We start from the raw sequence: 16,798 nt of genomic DNA on the forward strand, positions 1-16,798 counted from the left end.
AGGCCGGGGCGGTTGTAAGGAAGCACTACCTTGCCGCGCAGGAAGCAATCGGCGCCATCGGCCGGAACGAAGAAAGCGTAAAATGTGAAACGCCGCCATTTGTGTGAAATGACGGCCTAAAAATCAGCGCTAAATAGTTGAATTTGGTGGGTGATGTAGGGCTCGAACCTACGACCCGCTGATTAAGAGTCAGCTGCTCTACCAACTGAGCTAATCACCCGCACCGCTTGCTGGCGGCGTGATCGGGCATATAAATAGGATCGGTTTGATTGTCCAGCGGCCAGACGAATTTTCTTTGATTATTTGTCAAAAAAATTTCAGCTTCCGCCGAAAACTCAATAAAATCAAAGCTCAAGAATTCCGGACGCGATACGCACCGCTTGGCCGCCAATCCGTGCATTGGCGATCTGCCCGCCGTCGACGTCGACATGCAGGTGAATCAGCGAGGGCCGGCCCATCTCTATGCCCTGCTCGATGATGAAGGGATGATGTCCGTCCGGCAATGCATCGAACTGGTTGATGGCTCCTGACATTGCTGCAGCGGCGGAACCCGTCGCCGGGTCTTCGACGATTCCCATACCGACGGGAAAGACGCGCGCGTGAAACTTTGCGACATGATTGACGCCGCCACGACAATAGATGAAGGCCGAGGCTAGCGCGCCATCGACGAAAGGAACCGTCTTTTCCCAAAGCTGCGCATCGAATTCCATCCGTTCGGCCGCGCCGACATCATGCACCGGCACCAGAAGGAACGGCACTCCGGCGCTCCAGATGGACGGAACGTGATTCTCGAAGCCGATCTCGGTGATCTTCAGGCTGAGTGCATTGGCGATATCGGCCTTGTCGAGAGGCAGCAGGATCTGCTGCGATTTCCTGGGCAGGTCGAATTCGGCAAAGCTCGGCTTGTTCTGTCGCAGCCTGATGGCACAGCGCACCGGCCCCACACGCTCGTCCAGCACGGAAACAAGATCGATATCGCCACCGTGGCTGGCATGAGCCTTCTCGGCCAGCGCAATCGCCGTGCCGACGGTCGGATGACCGGCGAAAGGCAGTTCGCGGCCGGGCGTGAATATCCGCAAACTGGCCGTATGAGCCGGATTTTGCGGCGGCAGCACGAATACAGTCTCGGAGAGATTCATCTCCCTGGCGATCGCCTGCATGGCCTCATCGCTCAGATCCTCTGCATCGTATATGATCGCCAGGGGGTTGCCCCCAAGCCTGGTATCGGTGAACACATCATAGACACTGTAGCTGCGCGCCAATCCCGCCTCCATCATGCTTTCGGATTTAACCATACCGGCAAGCGCCCCTTGCGCAAGCCCAAGCTATGCCTGCCTGCCGAAGAACCATGCGAGAATGGGCAACATCGCGGCGCTGTAATGATGCGCCGAAGGATCGGCCGATCGGATGGCAACGGCGCCATCGATCTCGTCTTCCTCGGAAACCAGCATATGCGCTTCAATGCGGCGCAGCATGTCCTCTGCCGACCAGGGAAAGCGGAAAACGCGGAAAAGCGTGACCGAGCGCTTTATATGAGTGCCGTAATAGGCGGGCTCGGCGACCGCATCATTCAGATCGAGGCCGGTTTCCTCCCACACCTCGCGGCGCATGTTGCCCTCGACATCGCAATGGCCATCGACGATATCATTTTCATCCATCGATCCTGCGGCGCAATAGACCTGGCCGGGATTGGCCGTGTGCGGCGCCATGCGGATCGCGACGATCGCTCCATCGCACGAAACCGCGACGGCAAAGGCGAAAAGGTGAAAGCCACCCGGCTCCCTTTGCTTTCGCCACCACAGAAACGTCGAAAAGGGCGTCAGATAGGCTTCCCCCTCGACCACGCCGTCGGCAACCGAAAGCCGGTGCTGGAAGATCATGCGGCCATCGAAGAGCGCCGGATTGGCAGCGATCTCCCTGGCCCAGTTCGCGCGTGCCGCTTCCCGCTCGCGCAGATGGAACGGATGCTCGCCGGGCAGGATGGTAAGATCGATGCGGGAAACGGGAAACACGGCTCCCTCCGGCGGCCAGCCGGCCATGTCGTTCTGTTCTGAAACGCTCATATCAAATCCAGTGTCATGACAACGGGGCAATGGTCGGACGCTTTCGGCCTGTCCCAGCCGACGCGCGGATAGCGCTCCACATCCTGCCCCGGAGGAAATATGGTGCGGAAGGGCTGACCGGAGCGGATGATGTCGGGAGAGCGCGTCGCGTTGGCGCGCGCGAGAGCCGGAGACAACCAGATATAGTCGAGCTGGCACAGCCTCTGCTCCTGCGGCCCCCGCGCGTGATAGAGCGTCCAGCGGTCGAGCGCGTCCCGCCGCCGCATCACGTTCTCGACGAAGCCGTCGCGTGTGAAGATATCGAGCGCGCTGCCGCTCTCCTCGTTGCGCGGTTCGAAACGATAGCCGGTGCGGCGCGTGCCGATAACATCGACCCATTCCTGATAATCGTTCATGTCGCCGCAGATGGCGAAATTCTTCGTCGCCGTGTGACCGGCACCGAACCGGCTCTCGATGATGTGCCGAACCGCCATCGTCTCTGCCCGGCGGATCGGCATGGTCGTGTGGCGCCCATCCATGCCTTCGCGCGCCGGTCCCATCGATTTCAGATGCACGACATAGAGCGAAAACGGCACGCCGCCGATATGGAGATGCAGCTCCAGGCAATCGCGCTTGAAGATCTTGTCTTCCGAATGATGGCCGAGTTCCGCCAGTTCATCGTTGAAAAGGCCGAAATGATCGTAAGTCACCATGGCATGACTCTTGATGTCGTTGAGCACGATCGGCTGGCCGTCCCGCGTCTCCTCGCGCATCATCACGGCCACATCGATGCCGCGGCTGTCATTGCCCTCGATCAGGAATTTCTGCCGATAGCCATTGCCGACCATGCGGTAAAGATAGCCATATTCGAACGCCTGCAGCGCGGCCATGTTGTCGACTTCCTGCAGGCAGATGATGTCGGCATCGGCGTCCGCGATCGCAAGCGCCGTCATTTGCCTGGTATCGTCGGTCGCGGCGACCACGCGCGCCGCTTCCAGTTGCTGATAAACCTCCTCGCTGCGGACATCGAAGAGCTGCAGCACGCGATCCTGACGCAGCTGATTGCGAAAACCGGTGTAATCGAAACGGGTCAGAAGGTTCTCGACATTGAAGGTCGCAAGACGCAGGGACATGAAGCATTCCGATTTATGAAAAGAAACGTGAGCCGGCTCATGCAGCCGGCGTCACCCGGCCTTGGGCGTCACCGTCGATTTGAACTTGCCCATCAGATACGGCCCCGACAGAACGGGCGCATATTTCGGCTCCTCGCCCGCTTTCAGGCAGGAAGGCAGGCAGGCGATCTCGGCAAACCAGTTCGGTTGATGGAAGAAGGCCAGGGATTGGCGGCGCTGCATGCCGCCCTCCTCCGGCGGCGGATTGACGACGCGATGGACGGTGGAGACCCAGCGATCGTTGGTCCAGAGCGCCATCAGGTCGCCGATGTTGATGACGAAAGCCCCTTCGACAGGCGGCACCGGCGTCCAGTTGCCATCCGGAGCAATGATCTCGAGCCCTTTCGAGCCAGGTTGCGGCAGGAGGATCGTCAGGCTGCCGTAATCGGTATGCGCGCCAGCGCGAAGCTGGCCCGGCTCCGGCGGCACATGCTGCTCGGGATAGTTCAACGCCCTCAGCGCGCTGATCGGCGCATCCACATAGGCATCGAAGAAATGCTCGTCGAGGCCGAGCGCAGTTGCAAACACCCGCATGATGCGGGCCGCCAGATCCTCCATCGCCCTGTAATAAGCTTTCCAGGCCTCTGCGAACCCTTCAGGTCCCTCCGGCCAGATGGTGGCGGCATAGCAGAAGCCGAGCGCTTCCGGATCGCTCATGCCTGCCGGAACGGAAAGCGGTCCGCCGTTGAAGCTTTCCTTCAGGTCCGGCGGCGTATCGACATTGCGCGATTTCGCCAGGGCTTCCGTCCCCGGACCGAGATAACCGTAGGGATAGCCGGGATAGAGCGTCTTGGCGCGCTGCTTCACCTCGGCCGGCAGATCGAAGAAAGCTTGCGTCTTCTTCCAAACACCGGCAATCACGGCATCCGCGACGCCGTGATTGGCAATCGCCAGAAAGCCCGTCGAGCGGCATATCCGATCCACCTCCGCGCCGAGCCGCTTTTTCTCGTCGTGTCCGGCCACCTCGAAGGCACCGAGATCGAAAATCGGAAAGTTGTGATCGGACATGCGCGACTCCCATTCGTGACATCGGGCAAATCAAGCATAGGAGGCGACAGGGAACAACCATCTTGTCCCCCGCCTTTTCAAAGCCGCCAGGCCGAACGGATCGCAACGGGATAGGCATCGCCCGCTGCGACCGCCTGCCGACTATAGGCTCGCAGCATCTGCCCATCCGGCATTGAGAGCCGTATGGCATAGCGCTCGCCCTCATAGAGCACGGAAACGACCCGGCAGGCGATACCTTCCGCATCGCCAACCACATCTTCCGGCCGCACAAGAATATCCGCCTGCCCCGAGGCATCCGGCGGCCGGTCCCACATGCCTCTGAAGGCTGGCCAGTCGATGCGGCGCTGCCCGCCATCAGGAAAAGCGAGCGACAGTATGGCGCCCTGCCCGACGAGGCCGCCGACCATTCTGCCCTCGGGCCGTGCATAAATCTCCGCAGGCGGCGCCACCTGCAACAGTCGCCCCTCGGACATGACGGCGACGTCGGTCGCAAGCGCCATGGCCTCGCTCTGGTCGTGGGTGACATAGACCATGGTGGCGCCCGAGCGCTGGTGAAACTCGCGAAACGTCTCCTCCATCTCCTTCTTGAGATGGCGGTCGAGATTGGCGAGCGGCTCGTCCAGCAGCACGACATCGGGCGATGTCACCAGGCAGCGAGCGAGCGCCACCCGCTGCCGCTGGCCGCCAGAGAGATCGGCGGGCCTGCGCTCGGCATAGTCGCCGAGCCGCACGGTCGCAAGCGCCTCGCGCACCTTTTCCCGATAGCGCTCGCCCGAGATGCCGCGCACTTTCAGGGGATAGCCGACATTGTCGGCGACGTTCATGTGCGGCCAGAGCGCGTAGGACTGAAATACCATCGCCATATTGCGCCGCTCGGGCGGCAGCATGCTTGCGGCATCGGCCAGCAGCCGTTCGCCGAGATGGATGGAACCGTCCGTCGGCTGCTCGAAGCCGGCTATCATCCTAAGGACGGTCGTCTTGCCGCAGCCGGACGGCCCGAGCAGCGCCAGGAAACCGCCCTCGCGGACATCGAGCGACAAGGCATTGACGGCAGCGCGCCCGCCCGTGCCGAAATCCTTGCTGATATGGTTGAGGATCAGCTTCGCCAAGGCACCACTCCTTTCGGCAGGCGCTTGCCCATGATTTCCAGAAGCACCATCATGATGACGACCATGGCGATGACGATGACCGACATGGCCGAGGCAAGATCGGCGCTGCCGCCATCATCGAGATTGTAGATGACGACGCCCAGCGTCTGCGTGCCGGCCGACCAGAGCAGCGCCGAAACGGTCAGTTCGTTGCAGGCGATGAGGAAGACGAGGATCACCGACGCGCCCGCGGCCGGCGCAATCAGCGGCACGACGATATCCAGGAGGCGGCGGAAGAAACCTGCGCCCGAAAGGCGCGCCGCCTCCTCCAGCGCCGGATCGAGCTGCAGGAAGGCGCTCATGACCGGCTTCAGGCTGACGGCGAAGTACGCGGAGAAATAGGCGAGCAGGATGATCCAGATCGTGCCGTAAAGCGTGATGTTGAGGATCGGCAGCGGGGCCGCAAATACCAGAATGAAGCAGACGGCGACGATGATGCCCGGAAGCGAGTACGGAATCTCGATCATGCCGCCGACGATACGGCTCAGCATGTCTCTGCGCCGCGTCAGCGCATAGGCGGCCAGAACTGTCACCAGCAGCAGGCCGAGCGCCGTCATGCCGGCAAGGAATAACGAATTGGAAAAGGCCGTGCGCGTCACGGTCTGCCGAAACAAAATTTCCGTGAACGCGTTGAGCGATGCGGTCTTGAAGGTCAGCGGCACGCCATAGGCCGGCACGAGCGCGCCCGCGACCAGCGCCAGAAAAGGCGCGACGAGCATGAAGAACAGGATGATGCAAAGCACCGTCATCGCCAGATAGCGCCATCGGCCAAGCGAAAATGCAGCCGTCGCACCGGAAATGCCGATAACCCGATAGTCGCGCCCCTTCAAGGCCCTGCCCTGCACGGCAAGCCCGGCAACGGCAATGACGGCGATCATCGTCGACAGAACGGCGATATCGCCGAAGGTGCGCGGGCCGAAATTGGAGAATTTCGTGAAGATCAGCGTCGACAGCGTATAGATCGAGGCGGGTATGCCGAGGATCGCGGGAATGCCGAAATTGCCGATGGAGGAGACGAAAGCGATCGCTGCCCCGGCGATGACACCGGGCAGAGACAAGGGCAGGATGATATCGCGGAAGACGCGCAGGCCAGACGCGCCCGAGAGCCTCGCGGCCTCGACGCCATCGCGCGGCAACGCCATCAGCCCCGCCCTCAGCGCGAGATAGACGAGCGGCGCGTGCTGAACACCGTAAAGGAGCGCAATGCCGCCGACCGAATAGAGCGGCTGCGGCGAGCCGAGCGGCGGCGCGATATGCAGCGCCTTCAGCAAGGGGCTCGACGGCCCGGACATCTGCACCCAGGCGAGCGCCGTCACCTGCGGCGGGATCATCATCGGCAGCACGAAGAGAAAGCCAAGAAGTCCCCTGCCCGACAGATCCGTCAGCGTCAGCAAAAATGCAAAGAGGCAACCGAGCAAGACGGAAACGATGGTGCCGAGCACGGCCGTTTCGATCGTATACCACGCCGAGCGCCAAAGAGCCGGGTCGGCGATGAGATCGTAGGTGCCGCCCCTGAGCAGCGCCTCGATGCCGGCCAGCGCCAATCGCGCCAGCGGCAGGACGCTGAGCAGCAGCACGACAGCAACAACAAAAGGAAACAGCCAGGCCGGCTGGCTGTTTCCCCTACGCACATATCCGTACATTCCAAATCCGGGCGGATTACTTCGACGTGAAGTAGGTGGAGAACGTCTTCAGGTCCTGATTCGTGTTCTTGAGAGCATCGGCTGCATTCAACGGCAAAACCTTGATGCTGTCACGCGCCGGAAAACCTTCCGGCAGCGGCGTACCGTTGCGGGCCGGAATATAACCGAGCTTCAGGAAGCCTTCCTGGCCCTTTTCGGACAAGACGTAATCGACGAACTTCTTGGCAGCGTCGGCATGCTGGGTGTTGGCGAGGATACCGACCGGCTCGGTCACGGCCGAAACGCCTTCCGTCGGGAAAACGAATTCCAGCGGGGCGCCCTTGGCCTTTTCACGGATCGGCATGTAGTCGACGATCATGCCATAGGCCTTCTCGCCGGAGGCGACGGCCTTGAGCACCGCGCCGTTGCCGCCGGAAGCGATCGCGCCGTTGTCGGCAAGGTTCTTATAATAATCCCAGCCGAGACTGCTGACGCCGGCAAGCGTCTGCGCGTGGATGAGAGCGGCCCCCGAGGCAAGCGGGCTCGGCATGGAAACGAGGCCCTTCGCTTCCGGCTTCACCAGGTCCTGCCAGCTTGCCGGCTTCATCGCGGCGGCGGTGTTGTAGACGATGCCGGTCGTGATCAGCTTGGTGGAATAATAATAGCCGTCGGCATCATAGAGCGAGGCGTCGTAGTTCGCGGCTTCCGGCGACTTGTAGGCCAGAAGCTTGCCGGCTTCCTTCAGGCGCTCCAGCGTCACCGTATCGGCGATCAGCAGGACGTCGGCCACGGGAGCGCCGGCCTGCATTTCCGCCTGAAGCTTGGCGATGATCTGCGGCGTGCCGTCGCGAACCCAGTCGACCTTGATGCCGGGATTGGCGGCCATGAAGCCATCGACGGTGGCCTGCGCGTCGGCATTCGGCTGGCTGGTGTAGAGAACGAGATCGGCGGCGTTGGCGGCACCGGAGAAAAGAGCGACGGCCAACAGGCCGGCGAAGGCGGAAACAGGGGTCTTCATAAAACGTCCTCGGCTGAATTGTAAGAAGGTTCTCTAGACGTGCGGGTTAACATGATTGTGACAGTTGAATTTGAACAGATTGCCGTTCGTATGATGATTGAATCTTGACCATCGTCGTCCGGCGCTATCTTCTGAGGCACGTATTTCATAATGGGATCGAGGAGAATAGACCGATGGAATATCGCCTGCTTGGCCGTTCCGGCCTGAAAATTTCCACCATCACCATGGGCACCATGACCTTCGGCGGAGTCGGCTGGGCAAAAACCGTCGGCGATCTCGGCGTCAAGGAAGCCAAGAAGCTTGTGGATATGTGCATCGATGCCGGCGTCAACCTGCTCGACACGGCCGACGTCTACTCGCAAGGCGCATCGGAAGAGATCCTCGGCGAGATCATCGGCGGTCCGCGCAAGGATGGCGTGCTCATCGCCACCAAGGCCCGTTTCCCGATGGGTCCCGGCGTCAACGATGCCGGCTCTTCCCGCCAGCATCTCATTCAGGCCTGCGAAGCGAGCCTCAAGCGCATGAAGACCGATGTCATCGACCTCTACCAACTGCATGAATGGGATGGCCAGACGCCGCTGGAAGAGACGATGGAAGCGCTCGACACGCTGGTTCGCCAGGGCAAGGTCCGCTACATCGGCTGCTCCAACTTTTCCGGCTGGCACATCATGAAGGCGCTCGGCGTCAGCGAGCGCGACAGGCGCGAACGCTTCGTCAGCCAGCAGATTCACTACACGCTGGAAGCGCGCGACGCGGAAAACGAACTGGTGCCGATCAGCATCGACCAGGGTCTTGGCATCCTCGTCTGGAGCCCGATTGCCGGCGGCCTGCTTTCGGGCAAGCATCGCCGCAATCAGGCAACGCCGGAAGGCACGCGCCAGTTCGCCGGCTGGACGGAGCCGCCGATCCGCGACGAAAACCGCCTGTGGAACATCGTCGATTCGCTGGTGGAAATCGCCGACGGCCGCGGCGTCTCGGCGGCGCAGGTGGCGCTTGCCTGGCTCATCGGCCGCAAGGGCGTAACCTCGGTCATCATCGGCGGGCGTACCGAAGCACAATTCAAGGACAATCTCGCCAGCGCCGGGCTGAAGCTGACGGACGAGGAGCGCAAGCGGCTCGACGACGTCAGTCTGCCGCCGCTGATGTATCCATACTGGCATCAGCGCAACACAGCCAGCGACAGGCTGAGCGAGGCCGACCTCTCGCTGATCGGCCCGCACCTGACGAAATAAGGAGACCCCTTCTCCCCTCGGGGAGAAGGTAGCCCGAAGGGTCGGATGAGGGGCTAGCCGGCTTGAACTCATGGTTTCTCGTGCTCTTGGCGGGTCCCCCTCATCCGCCTGGCGGCACCTTCTCCCCGAGGGGAGAAGGAGTTGCGCAGCAACGATTTTATTTCGCATACCATTGCCCTTCTCCCCTCCGGGAGAAGGTTGAGACTAGGCGGCCATCGCCCCGATCTCGCTCGCGATCAACTTTCCGAGCCGCGATATGCCCTCCTCGATCAACTCGTCATTGGCGCAGGAGAAGCTGACGCGGAAAGTATTCGCGCCGGAGCCGTCGGCAAAAAAAGCCTGACCCGGCACGAAGGCGACCTTCGCCGTTTCAAGCGACCTTGCCAGCAGCTTGGCCCCATCCATGCCCTTCGGCAGCGTGACCCAGATGAACATGCCGCCTTCCGGCTTCGTCCAGCTTGTTCCTTGAGGCATGTATTTCGCGAGCGCTGCCAGCATGCAATCGCGACGATGGCTATAGGTCTTGCGGACCTTGGCGACCTGCGCGTCGAAACCGCGTTCGGCGACCTGATGGATTGCGATCTGGTTGATGGTCGAGGAATGCAGATCGGCCGCCTGCTTCATCAGCACAAGCTTGCGGATGACGGGTGCATTGGCGACGACGAAACCGACGCGCAGGCCGGGCGCCAGCGTCTTGGAGAAGCTGCCGCAATAGATCGTCCGCGTGTCGTTGATGCTGCCCTTGCGCGCGATTTCCAGCGCCAGGATCGGCGCGATCGCTTCGCCATTGTAACGCAGCGATTGATAGGCGGCATCCTCGATGACGGCGATATCGAGCTCTTCGGCAAGATCGAGCAGCTTCTCGCGGCCGGCAAGATCGACCGTCTCGCCGGTCGGGTTGGCGAAATCGGCCGACAGATAGGCGAACTTCACCCTGCCGCCGGCCTTCGTGGCGGCTGCGGTGTAGGAATCCGGCGTGCGGTTGCCGTTCGGCGTCAATTGGTCGTAGGTCGGCTCGTAGGCATTGAAGGCCTGTAGCGCGCCGAGATAGGTCGGCGCCGTGACCAATGCCGTGTCCCTCGGCGACAGGAAGAGCTTGCCGAGATAATCGAGGCCCTGCTGCGAACCGGAAACGATGAAGACGTTTTCAAGTTCGCAGGGAATGCCGAGAGCGCCCATCTGACCGACGAGCCATTCGCGCAGCGGCTTGTAACCTTCGCTGACCGAATATTGCAGCGCCGCGTTCACCGTGGGACCTGAAAAAATGTCGGCATAAGCCTGCTTGAACTCGGCATCCGGAAACAATGCGGGATCGGGAATGCCACCTGCGAAAGAGATGATATCCGGCCGCTCCAGCAGTTTCAGCAGCTCGCGGATTTCGGAGGCGCGCATACGGCTGGAGCGCGTCGCAAAGATATTTTCCCAATTCAACATGGGGTTTCCTCGTAATTTTTGGTCTTTGCGGCACAAGATCACGCAACAAAAGATAAGTCAACAATGCTGACCTAATTTGTTTGTGATGGCGATAAACAATTCATGGGAATGGTCGCCATGCGGTTGGTCGCCGGCGCGCCGATCCTCTCAGACAGACCTACACATTTACCGCTTCAAGTGTTATTCTTACATCGTGACTATCGATAGGAAAAACGTAAGAATGGCCACTGCGACCCTTTCATCGAAATTTCAGATATCGATCCCAAAGGAGGTTCGCGACCAGCAGCATTGGAGCGCGGGCCAGGAATTCGTCTTCATTCCGAAGGGAAAAGGTGTGCTGCTCATTCCCGTACCCGAGCTCGCCGACCTCAAGGGCATGGCGAAGGGTGCCAGCCCCGGCAATTACCGTGATCGGAAAGACCGGCTCTGATGCGCGTCGTTGACAGTTCAACGTGGATCGAGTGGCTGACCCAAGGCCCTGCCGCGGATCGCCTCCAAGGCGAAATGCCTGCGCGAACCGAATGTATCGTTCCCACCATCGTCCAGCTCGAACTTGCCAAATGGCTGGAGCGCGAGCGTGATGAGGACGCGGTCGATTCATTCTTCGCCTACACCGCCACCTGCGTCATCGCTCCCCTCGATACCGCCCTTGCCCGCCGCGCCGCCGAAGTCTCGGCAAAACGCAAACTCGCACTTGCCGACGCGATCATCTACGCCACCGCCGAATTGCACGACGCCGACGTTCTGACCCTGGACGCTCATTTCAAGGATTTAGACCGCGTAGTCTATCTCAGTAAGGAATAACAGCGTTTCGTTCCAAATGCGGATCTAATTTGTTTCCGGAGCGGCAGGTGTGCGCCATTTTTGCTTGGCACCATGCATCTCGAATTAAGAAAAATGAGCGACAGCCAGCATGAGCACCGACCCGACATCATCCTTCTACACAGACAACGCAGCCCTTTACGCCGCGCGCGACCGCAAGCTGCCGAGACAGAGGCTGGACGCTTTCCTCAACGCACTGCCGGCTGGGGCAGCCATCCTCGAGCTGGGTTGCGGCGGTGGTCAGGACGCCGCCTACATGCTGTCCCACGGCTTCGACGTCACGCCGACGGATGGTTCCGCCGAACTCGCCAAAGAAGCTGAAAACCGCATCGGCAGACCCGTTCGAATCATGCGCTTCGAAACCCTGGATGCCACAGAAGCTTTTGATGGCGTATGGGCGGAAGCCAGCCTCTTGCATGTTCCGAGATCCGTCCTGCCGGATGTCTTCGATCGCATTCTGCGTGCCTTGAAACCGACCGGCGTTTTCCACGCCAGCTTCAAGGCGGGGGAAGCAGAAGGACATGACAAGTTCGGGCGCTATTACAACTACCCTTCCGCCGCGTGGCTTGAGGCCATGCTGAGCGCCGGGGGATGGAGAAATATCACCATGACCGAAGCCGATGGTGGCGGCTTCGATGGCGAGCCGACACGATGGCTCCATGTAAAGGCGCCAAAATAGAAAGGCCGGAGCTTTCGCCCCGGCCCTCCATTCCAGCTCTCGCCGAAAGCTTAGTTGACGGCCTTGTCGACCAGCTTGTTCTTGCCGATCCAGGGCATCATGCCGCGCAGCTTGGCGCCGACTTCTTCGATCTGGTGGCTGTCGTTCAGGCGGCGGATACCCTTGAAGCGGGCAGCGCCCGAGCGGTATTCCTGCATCCAGTCCGAGGTGAACTTGCCGGTCTGGATGTCCTTGAGGACGCGCTTCATCTCAGCCTTTGTTTCGGCCGTGATGATGCGCGGGCCGGAGACGTATTCGCCCCACTCTGCCGTGTTCGAGATAGAGTAGTTCATGTTGGCGATACCGCCTTCATAGATCAGGTCGACGATCAGCTTCACTTCGTGCAGGCACTCGAAGTAGGCCATTTCCGGAGCGTAGCCAGCTTCGACCAGCGTTTCGAAACCAGCACGGATGAGCTCGACGAGACCGCCGCAGAGAACGACCTGTTCGCCGAAGAGGTCGGTTTCGCACTCTTCGCGGAAGTTGGTTTCGATGATGCCCGAACGGCCGCCGCCGACGCCGCAAGCGTAGGAGAGAGCGAGTTCAAGCGCATTGCCGGAGGCGTTCTGGTGAACGGCAACGAGGCAGGGAACGCCGCCGCCCTTCTGGTATTCGCCGCGAACCGTGTGGCCCGGGCCCTTCGGAGCGATCATGACGACATCGACCGAAGCCTTCGGCTCGATGAGGCCGAAGTGAACGTTGAGGCCGTGTGCGAAAGCGATCGCAGCGCCGTCGCGGATGTGCGGAGCGATTTCGGACTTGTAGATGTCGGCCTGCAGTTCGTCCGGGGTCGCCATCATCATCAGGTCGGCCCAGGCGGCGGCTTCGGCAACGGTCATGACCTTGAAGCCGTCGGCTTCAGCCTTCTTGGCGGTAGCCGAGCCGGCCTTGAGCGCGATCGCAACGTTCTGCGCGCCGCTGTCCTTCAGGTTCAGCGCATGGGCGCGGCCCTGGGAACCGTAGCCGATGACGGCGACCTTCTTCGACTTGATGAGGTTGAGATCGGCATCACGATCGTAATAGACGCGCATTGTTTGTCCTTCCCTTTGCTTGTCTGGGTGCAGATTTTAAATTGTCAGACGGTCGCTGCCGCTTCCGCCAAAACCTTTTCAGTGCCGTAAAGCCGGAGGAAGGCGCTGACCGCCTTTTCCGCCTGACGGCTGGTATCCTTCAAACCGGGCTCGCCGAGCAGCATGCGGACATGCAGGTCGGAAACGATGAGCCCGTAAAGCGTATGATATGCCTCGTCGGCATCTGTAAAGCGCAGCAGCCCCGCCCGCTTGCCGGCGTCGATCAGACCGCTGGCGCGGCGGTCGATCTGCCGGCGGCCGCGCTCCAGCAGAAGCTTGCCGAGCTTGGAGCCATCACGATTGGACTGGCCGATCGCCAGACGGTTCAAGGCGAGCGAAACGTCGCCGGCCAGCACTTCCAGCAGATCGCGGGCGAAAATGACGAGGTGGTCATGCAGGCTCGTCGCGTTCAACCGTTCGCCATTGCGCTCGAAGGTGCGCACCTTGCTGGCCTGATAGGTGATCATGGCCGAAAGCAGTCCATCCCGATCACCGAACCACTTGTAAAGGCTTTCCTTGGAACAATTGGCAGCACGCGCGACACCGGAGGTCGTCAGCGCCTTTTCGCCGCCGTCGACGAGCAGACGCAACGCCTGTTCCAGAACGGCGTTCTGGCGCGGCGAAAACTCGCTCGACTGTCCTACTTCGCTCAGCACGATGGCCACTCCCAAATGCGTACCGTACGGTACGGTTCGTGGCGCTTTATGCAGGACGCCAAAGCGCCCGTCAAGCGGAATTCGTTGCTGCACTGCGCCAAAAAGAGAGCGCTTGTCAGCGCGGCTTCACGGCGGCTAGAGCTGGCCGCATCTTATCTTTTGCGTTGGAATGTCCGGATGAAAATCAAGCAACCGCGCTCCGCCGCAGCTTCGGTCGGCTCCGTGGCCAACGGCAGACGGCGCATGCTGTTGGGTCTCGCGGGAGTTTGCCTTGTGGCCGGCATCTCTCCCCTGACCGCCTCGGCGCGCTCAACGGCGATGCCGGCCACCAGTCCAACCGGACACTATTGCGGCAAGCTTCTTTCGAGCGGCAGGCTGGTGGATGTCGAGACCTCTCTGCAGGTCGACAGGCAAGGTCGCATCTCAGGGACTTATCGCTTCGATGACGACGAAACGACGACGACGGGCTCCCTGTCCGAAATCCAGGCAGGTGGCGGGTGGCAGCATACGCTGCTTTGGACCGACAGGTATGGAACGGGCTCGCTGACGATCCGCTTCACATCGGATTATAGTCATTTCGAAGGCCTGTGGGGACCGCTAGACGCCGCTCCCAGCTATACTTGGAACGGCGGCGAGTGCAACGCGCCCGTCAGTTGATCGAAAGCCGAAATAGAGACGAAGCCTATTCCGCTGCCGCCGCGCTGCGCATGGCCTCGACATCCTTCAAGGGCGGCAGACCATAGAGACGGCTGTATTCGCGGCTGAACTGCGAAGGGCTCTGATAGCCGACGCGGTGGCCGGCCGATCCGACATCCAGTTGCTCGACGATCATCAGCCGCCGCGCCTCATGAAGCCGAAGCTGCTTCTGATATTGCATCGGCGACATCGCGGTCACCGCCTTGAAATGATGATGCAGCGAGGAAACACTCATGCCGACGCGCTCGGCCAGTTCCTCGATACGCAACGGCTGGGCGAAGTTGCCGCGCAGCCAGCTTACGGCGCGCGCCACCCTGTTGCCCTGCCCTTCCGCCGTGGCGATCTGCAACAGCCGCGGCCCATCGGGGCCGGTCAGGAGACGATAGAGAATCTCCTGTTCGATCAGGGGCGCCATGGCCGGTATGTCGTCCGGCGTGTCCAGCAGCCTGATCAGCCGCAGCGTGGCATCGAGAAGCTCCGGCGAGGCATGGCTGACGGCAAGGCCGCGCATCGCGTCCGCCGTCAGCGCCTGGCGCGGAACGCTCACCCGCGACAGCAGCTCATTCAAGCGTTCGCTTTCCAGCGACATGCCGAAACAGAGATAGGGCGTGGCATTGGCAACGCCGGTTATCTGCGTCGATACCGGCAGATCGAGTGCGGTCAGGACATATTGCCCGGCGCCGTAGTGAAACGTGTCGGTCCCGAGCGTCAGGGACTTGCGGCCCTGGACGACCACAGCGAAGGCCGGCCGGTAAGCCCTGTGCTGCAACGGCGTGTCCGCCGATTGCCGATGCAGCGTGACGCTGGGGATCGGCGTCGCGAACTCCCCGTCCTCCGTGGCGAAACGTGCAACGATGGACGCGAGTTCCTGATTGGGATTGAAGGGCAGTGTCATACGCAACCGATTGTTTTCGAGAGTCTGTCGAGGCTTATCTAGGTGGCTTCTGCCGCCAGCAAAAGAGCAGCCGCGCATTTAGATTCGCAGGATCGTACATAAAGCTTGCAGGATCGCTCTAACGCGGTGGCCCCGTCCCGATGCATAGTCGGCCATCCCAATTCCACTCCCACCCGTCCGACAAGATAAGGAAGTTTCCCATGCCTATCGCAAAGGGCTATGCAGCAACCGACGCGTCCAAACCGCTCGTTCCCTTCACCTTCGAGCGTCGCGAGCCGAATGACGACGATGTCGTCATTTCAGTCCAATATTGCGGCGTCTGCCATTCCGATATCCACCAGGCCCGCAACGAATGGGGCGGCTCCAAATATCCGATGGTGCCGGGCCATGAAGTCGCAGGCATCGTGACGGCTGTCGGCTCCAAGGTATCGAAATTCAAGGTCGGCGACCGCGTCGGCGTCGGCTGCTTCGTCGATTCCTGCACGACCTGCGCCACGCGCGACCTGGATTACGAACACTACATGCCGGGCCTCGTACAGACCTACAACGACGTCGAAGCCGACGGCAAGACGCCGACTTTCGGCGGCTATTCCGACTCGATCGTCGTCAAGGAAGGCTATGTCCTCTCCTTCCCCGACAATATCCCGCTCGATGCGGGCGCGCCGCTGCTTTGCGCCGGCATCACGCTCTACTCGCCGCTGCGTCACTGGAAGGCCGGTCCGGGCAAGAAGGTCGCGATCGTCGGAATGGGCGGGCTCGGCCACATGGGCGTCAAGCTGGCGCACGCCATGGGCGCCGACGTGACAGTTCTCAGCCAGACGCTGTCGAAGAAGGAAGACGGCTTCAAGCTCGGCGCCAAGGATTACTACGCCACCAGCGATGCCGAGACCTTCACCAAGCTCGCCGGCAGCTTCGATCTGATCATCAACACGGTCGGCACCGCCATCGACTGGAACGCCTATCTCAACCTGCTGAAATATGATGGCAGCATGGTGCTGGTCGGCGTTCCCGAGCATGCGGTTCCGGTTCACGCCTTCTCGCTCATTCCCGGCCGCCGCAGCCTCTCCGGCTCCATGATCGGCTCGATCAAGGAGACCCAGGAGATGCTCGATTTCTGCGGCGAGCACAACATCGTCGCCGAGATCGAGAAGATCAACATTCAGCAGATCAACGAAGCCTATGAGCGGGTGCTGAAGAGCGACGTCCGCTACCGCTTCGTCATCGATATCGCCTCGCTGGCCTAACCGGACAAAGGGCGACGTCCT

The 16,798-nt window shown here is 61.1% G+C and carries 17 protein-coding genes and 1 tRNA gene; 6 read left to right on the plus strand and 12 right to left on the minus strand.

The annotated features are described in order from the left end of the window. Window positions 1–144: 144 nt before the first annotated feature. From ACJJVH_RS08115 to ACJJVH_RS08150, 8 genes are all read right to left on the minus strand, one after another. A tRNA-Lys gene (locus ACJJVH_RS08115) sits at window positions 145–220 on the minus strand. Window positions 221–344: 124 nt separating this feature from the next. Next, a complete protein-coding gene (locus ACJJVH_RS08120) occupies window positions 345–1,262 on the minus strand; it encodes a PhzF family phenazine biosynthesis protein (protein ID WP_112798172.1) in 918 nt (305 codons plus the stop codon). A gap of 63 nt (window positions 1,263–1,325) precedes the next feature. Further along, the gene (locus tag ACJJVH_RS08125; RefSeq protein ID WP_412065051.1) at window positions 1,326–2,063 is read right to left on the minus strand and encodes an NUDIX hydrolase; all 738 of its coding nucleotides are present in this window, start codon (window positions 2,061–2,063) and stop codon (window positions 1,326–1,328) included. Next, the gene (locus ACJJVH_RS08130) at window positions 2,060–3,175 is read right to left on the minus strand and encodes an endonuclease/exonuclease/phosphatase family protein (RefSeq protein WP_112797834.1); all 1,116 of its coding nucleotides are present in this window, start codon (window positions 3,173–3,175) and stop codon (window positions 2,060–2,062) included. The genes ACJJVH_RS08125 and ACJJVH_RS08130 overlap by 4 nt, the downstream gene beginning before the upstream one ends. A gap of 51 nt (window positions 3,176–3,226) precedes the next feature. Next, window positions 3,227–4,222 carry an isopenicillin N synthase family dioxygenase gene (locus tag ACJJVH_RS08135; RefSeq protein WP_112797836.1) on the minus strand — a complete coding sequence of 332 codons (996 nt, stop codon included), beginning with the start codon at window positions 4,220–4,222 and terminating at the stop codon, window positions 3,227–3,229. Between the two features lie 77 nt (window positions 4,223–4,299). After that, window positions 4,300–5,331, minus strand: coding sequence for an ABC transporter ATP-binding protein (locus tag ACJJVH_RS08140; RefSeq protein WP_112797838.1), 1,032 nt, complete (start codon window positions 5,329–5,331; stop codon window positions 4,300–4,302). Next, entirely contained in the window at window positions 5,319–7,013 is a 1,695-nt protein-coding gene (locus ACJJVH_RS08145) for an ABC transporter permease (protein ID WP_412065052.1), read from the minus strand. The genes ACJJVH_RS08140 and ACJJVH_RS08145 overlap by 13 nt, the downstream gene beginning before the upstream one ends. A gap of 16 nt (window positions 7,014–7,029) precedes the next feature. After that, entirely contained in the window at window positions 7,030–8,010 is a 981-nt protein-coding gene (locus ACJJVH_RS08150; RefSeq protein ID WP_113385543.1) for an ABC transporter substrate-binding protein, read from the minus strand. 173 nt (window positions 8,011–8,183) lie between these two features. Here ACJJVH_RS08150 and ACJJVH_RS08155 point away from each other — a divergent pair, with 173 nt between their 5' ends. Then, window positions 8,184–9,242, plus strand: a complete 1,059-nt coding sequence (locus ACJJVH_RS08155; RefSeq protein ID WP_412065053.1) for an aldo/keto reductase — start codon at window positions 8,184–8,186, stop codon at window positions 9,240–9,242. A 204-nt stretch (window positions 9,243–9,446) separates the two neighbouring features. Here ACJJVH_RS08155 and ACJJVH_RS08160 read toward each other — a convergent pair whose 3' ends face one another. Then, the gene (locus tag ACJJVH_RS08160; protein WP_412065054.1) at window positions 9,447–10,676 is read right to left on the minus strand and encodes a PLP-dependent aminotransferase family protein; all 1,230 of its coding nucleotides are present in this window, start codon (window positions 10,674–10,676) and stop codon (window positions 9,447–9,449) included. A gap of 220 nt (window positions 10,677–10,896) precedes the next feature. Between ACJJVH_RS08160 and ACJJVH_RS08165 the strand changes: the two genes are divergently transcribed. The 3 genes from ACJJVH_RS08165 (at window position 10,897) to ACJJVH_RS08175 (ending at window position 12,177) form a co-directional block, all read left to right on the plus strand. Continuing rightward, on the plus strand, window positions 10,897–11,106 hold the full coding sequence (locus ACJJVH_RS08165; RefSeq protein WP_112797848.1) for an AbrB/MazE/SpoVT family DNA-binding domain-containing protein: 210 nt from the start codon (window positions 10,897–10,899) through the stop codon (window positions 11,104–11,106). Continuing rightward, on the plus strand, window positions 11,106–11,480 hold the full coding sequence (locus ACJJVH_RS08170; protein WP_412065055.1) for a type II toxin-antitoxin system VapC family toxin: 375 nt from the start codon (window positions 11,106–11,108) through the stop codon (window positions 11,478–11,480). The genes ACJJVH_RS08165 and ACJJVH_RS08170 overlap by 1 nt, the downstream gene beginning before the upstream one ends. 109 nt (window positions 11,481–11,589) lie before the next feature. After that, the gene (locus ACJJVH_RS08175; protein ID WP_113404768.1) at window positions 11,590–12,177 is read left to right on the plus strand and encodes a class I SAM-dependent methyltransferase; all 588 of its coding nucleotides are present in this window, start codon (window positions 11,590–11,592) and stop codon (window positions 12,175–12,177) included. Window positions 12,178–12,227: 50 nt separating this feature from the next. On the opposite strand, the gene ilvC is transcribed toward ACJJVH_RS08175, so the two are convergent. Both ilvC and ACJJVH_RS08185 read right to left on the minus strand, forming a co-directional pair. Further along, on the minus strand, window positions 12,228–13,247 hold the full coding sequence (gene ilvC / locus ACJJVH_RS08180; RefSeq protein ID WP_112797854.1) for a ketol-acid reductoisomerase: 1,020 nt from the start codon (window positions 13,245–13,247) through the stop codon (window positions 12,228–12,230). A 44-nt stretch (window positions 13,248–13,291) separates the two neighbouring features. Continuing rightward, window positions 13,292–13,942 carry a TetR/AcrR family transcriptional regulator C-terminal domain-containing protein gene (locus tag ACJJVH_RS08185; protein ID WP_412065056.1) on the minus strand — a complete coding sequence of 217 codons (651 nt, stop codon included), beginning with the start codon at window positions 13,940–13,942 and terminating at the stop codon, window positions 13,292–13,294. 177 nt (window positions 13,943–14,119) lie between these two features. Here ACJJVH_RS08185 and ACJJVH_RS08190 point away from each other — a divergent pair, with 177 nt between their 5' ends. Then, window positions 14,120–14,599 carry a hypothetical protein gene (locus ACJJVH_RS08190; protein ID WP_412065057.1) on the plus strand — a complete coding sequence of 160 codons (480 nt, stop codon included), beginning with the start codon at window positions 14,120–14,122 and terminating at the stop codon, window positions 14,597–14,599. A gap of 25 nt (window positions 14,600–14,624) precedes the next feature. On the opposite strand, the gene ACJJVH_RS08195 is transcribed toward ACJJVH_RS08190, so the two are convergent. Continuing rightward, window positions 14,625–15,533 (minus strand): AraC family transcriptional regulator, encoded by a 909-nt coding sequence (locus tag ACJJVH_RS08195; RefSeq protein WP_113393883.1) that lies wholly within the window; start codon window positions 15,531–15,533, stop codon window positions 14,625–14,627. Window positions 15,534–15,733: 200 nt separating this feature from the next. Between ACJJVH_RS08195 and ACJJVH_RS08200 the strand changes: the two genes are divergently transcribed. Next, entirely contained in the window at window positions 15,734–16,777 is a 1,044-nt protein-coding gene (locus ACJJVH_RS08200; RefSeq protein ID WP_112797858.1) for an NAD(P)-dependent alcohol dehydrogenase, read from the plus strand. The last annotated feature ends 21 nt before the right edge of the window (window positions 16,778–16,798 follow it).

Source organism: Rhizobium sp. SYY.PMSO (genome assembly GCF_046840415.1).
Taxonomy (GTDB): Bacteria; Pseudomonadota; Alphaproteobacteria; order Rhizobiales; family Rhizobiaceae; genus Rhizobium.

Bases quoted from the DNA above. Each gene is read 5' to 3' on its own strand.
- ACJJVH_RS08195 (WP_113393883.1), bottom strand. From the start codon at position 15,533: ATGACACTGCCCTTCAATCCCAATCAGGAACTCGCGTCCATCGTTGCA.
- ACJJVH_RS08175 (WP_113404768.1), top strand. From the start codon at position 11,590: ATGAGCACCGACCCGACATCATCCTTCTACACAGACAACGCAGCCCTT.
- ACJJVH_RS08135 (WP_112797836.1), bottom strand. From the start codon at position 4,222: ATGTCCGATCACAACTTTCCGATTTTCGATCTCGGTGCCTTCGAGGTG.
- ACJJVH_RS08150 (WP_113385543.1), bottom strand. From the start codon at position 8,010: ATGAAGACCCCTGTTTCCGCCTTCGCCGGCCTGTTGGCCGTCGCTCTT.
- ACJJVH_RS08160 (WP_412065054.1), bottom strand. From the start codon at position 10,676: ATGTTGAATTGGGAAAATATCTTTGCGACGCGCTCCAGCCGTATGCGC.
- ACJJVH_RS08170 (WP_412065055.1), top strand. From the start codon at position 11,106: ATGCGCGTCGTTGACAGTTCAACGTGGATCGAGTGGCTGACCCAAGGC.
- ACJJVH_RS08200 (WP_112797858.1), top strand. From the start codon at position 15,734: ATGCCTATCGCAAAGGGCTATGCAGCAACCGACGCGTCCAAACCGCTC.
- ACJJVH_RS08125 (WP_412065051.1), bottom strand. From the start codon at position 2,063: ATGAGCGTTTCAGAACAGAACGACATGGCCGGCTGGCCGCCGGAGGGA.
- ilvC (WP_112797854.1), bottom strand. From the start codon at position 13,247: ATGCGCGTCTATTACGATCGTGATGCCGATCTCAACCTCATCAAGTCG.
- ACJJVH_RS08130 (WP_112797834.1), bottom strand. From the start codon at position 3,175: ATGTCCCTGCGTCTTGCGACCTTCAATGTCGAGAACCTTCTGACCCGT.
- ACJJVH_RS08155 (WP_412065053.1), top strand. From the start codon at position 8,184: ATGGAATATCGCCTGCTTGGCCGTTCCGGCCTGAAAATTTCCACCATC.
- ACJJVH_RS08190 (WP_412065057.1), top strand. From the start codon at position 14,120: ATGAAAATCAAGCAACCGCGCTCCGCCGCAGCTTCGGTCGGCTCCGTG.
- ACJJVH_RS08165 (WP_112797848.1), top strand. From the start codon at position 10,897: ATGGCCACTGCGACCCTTTCATCGAAATTTCAGATATCGATCCCAAAG.
- ACJJVH_RS08145 (WP_412065052.1), bottom strand. From the start codon at position 7,013: ATGTACGGATATGTGCGTAGGGGAAACAGCCAGCCGGCCTGGCTGTTT.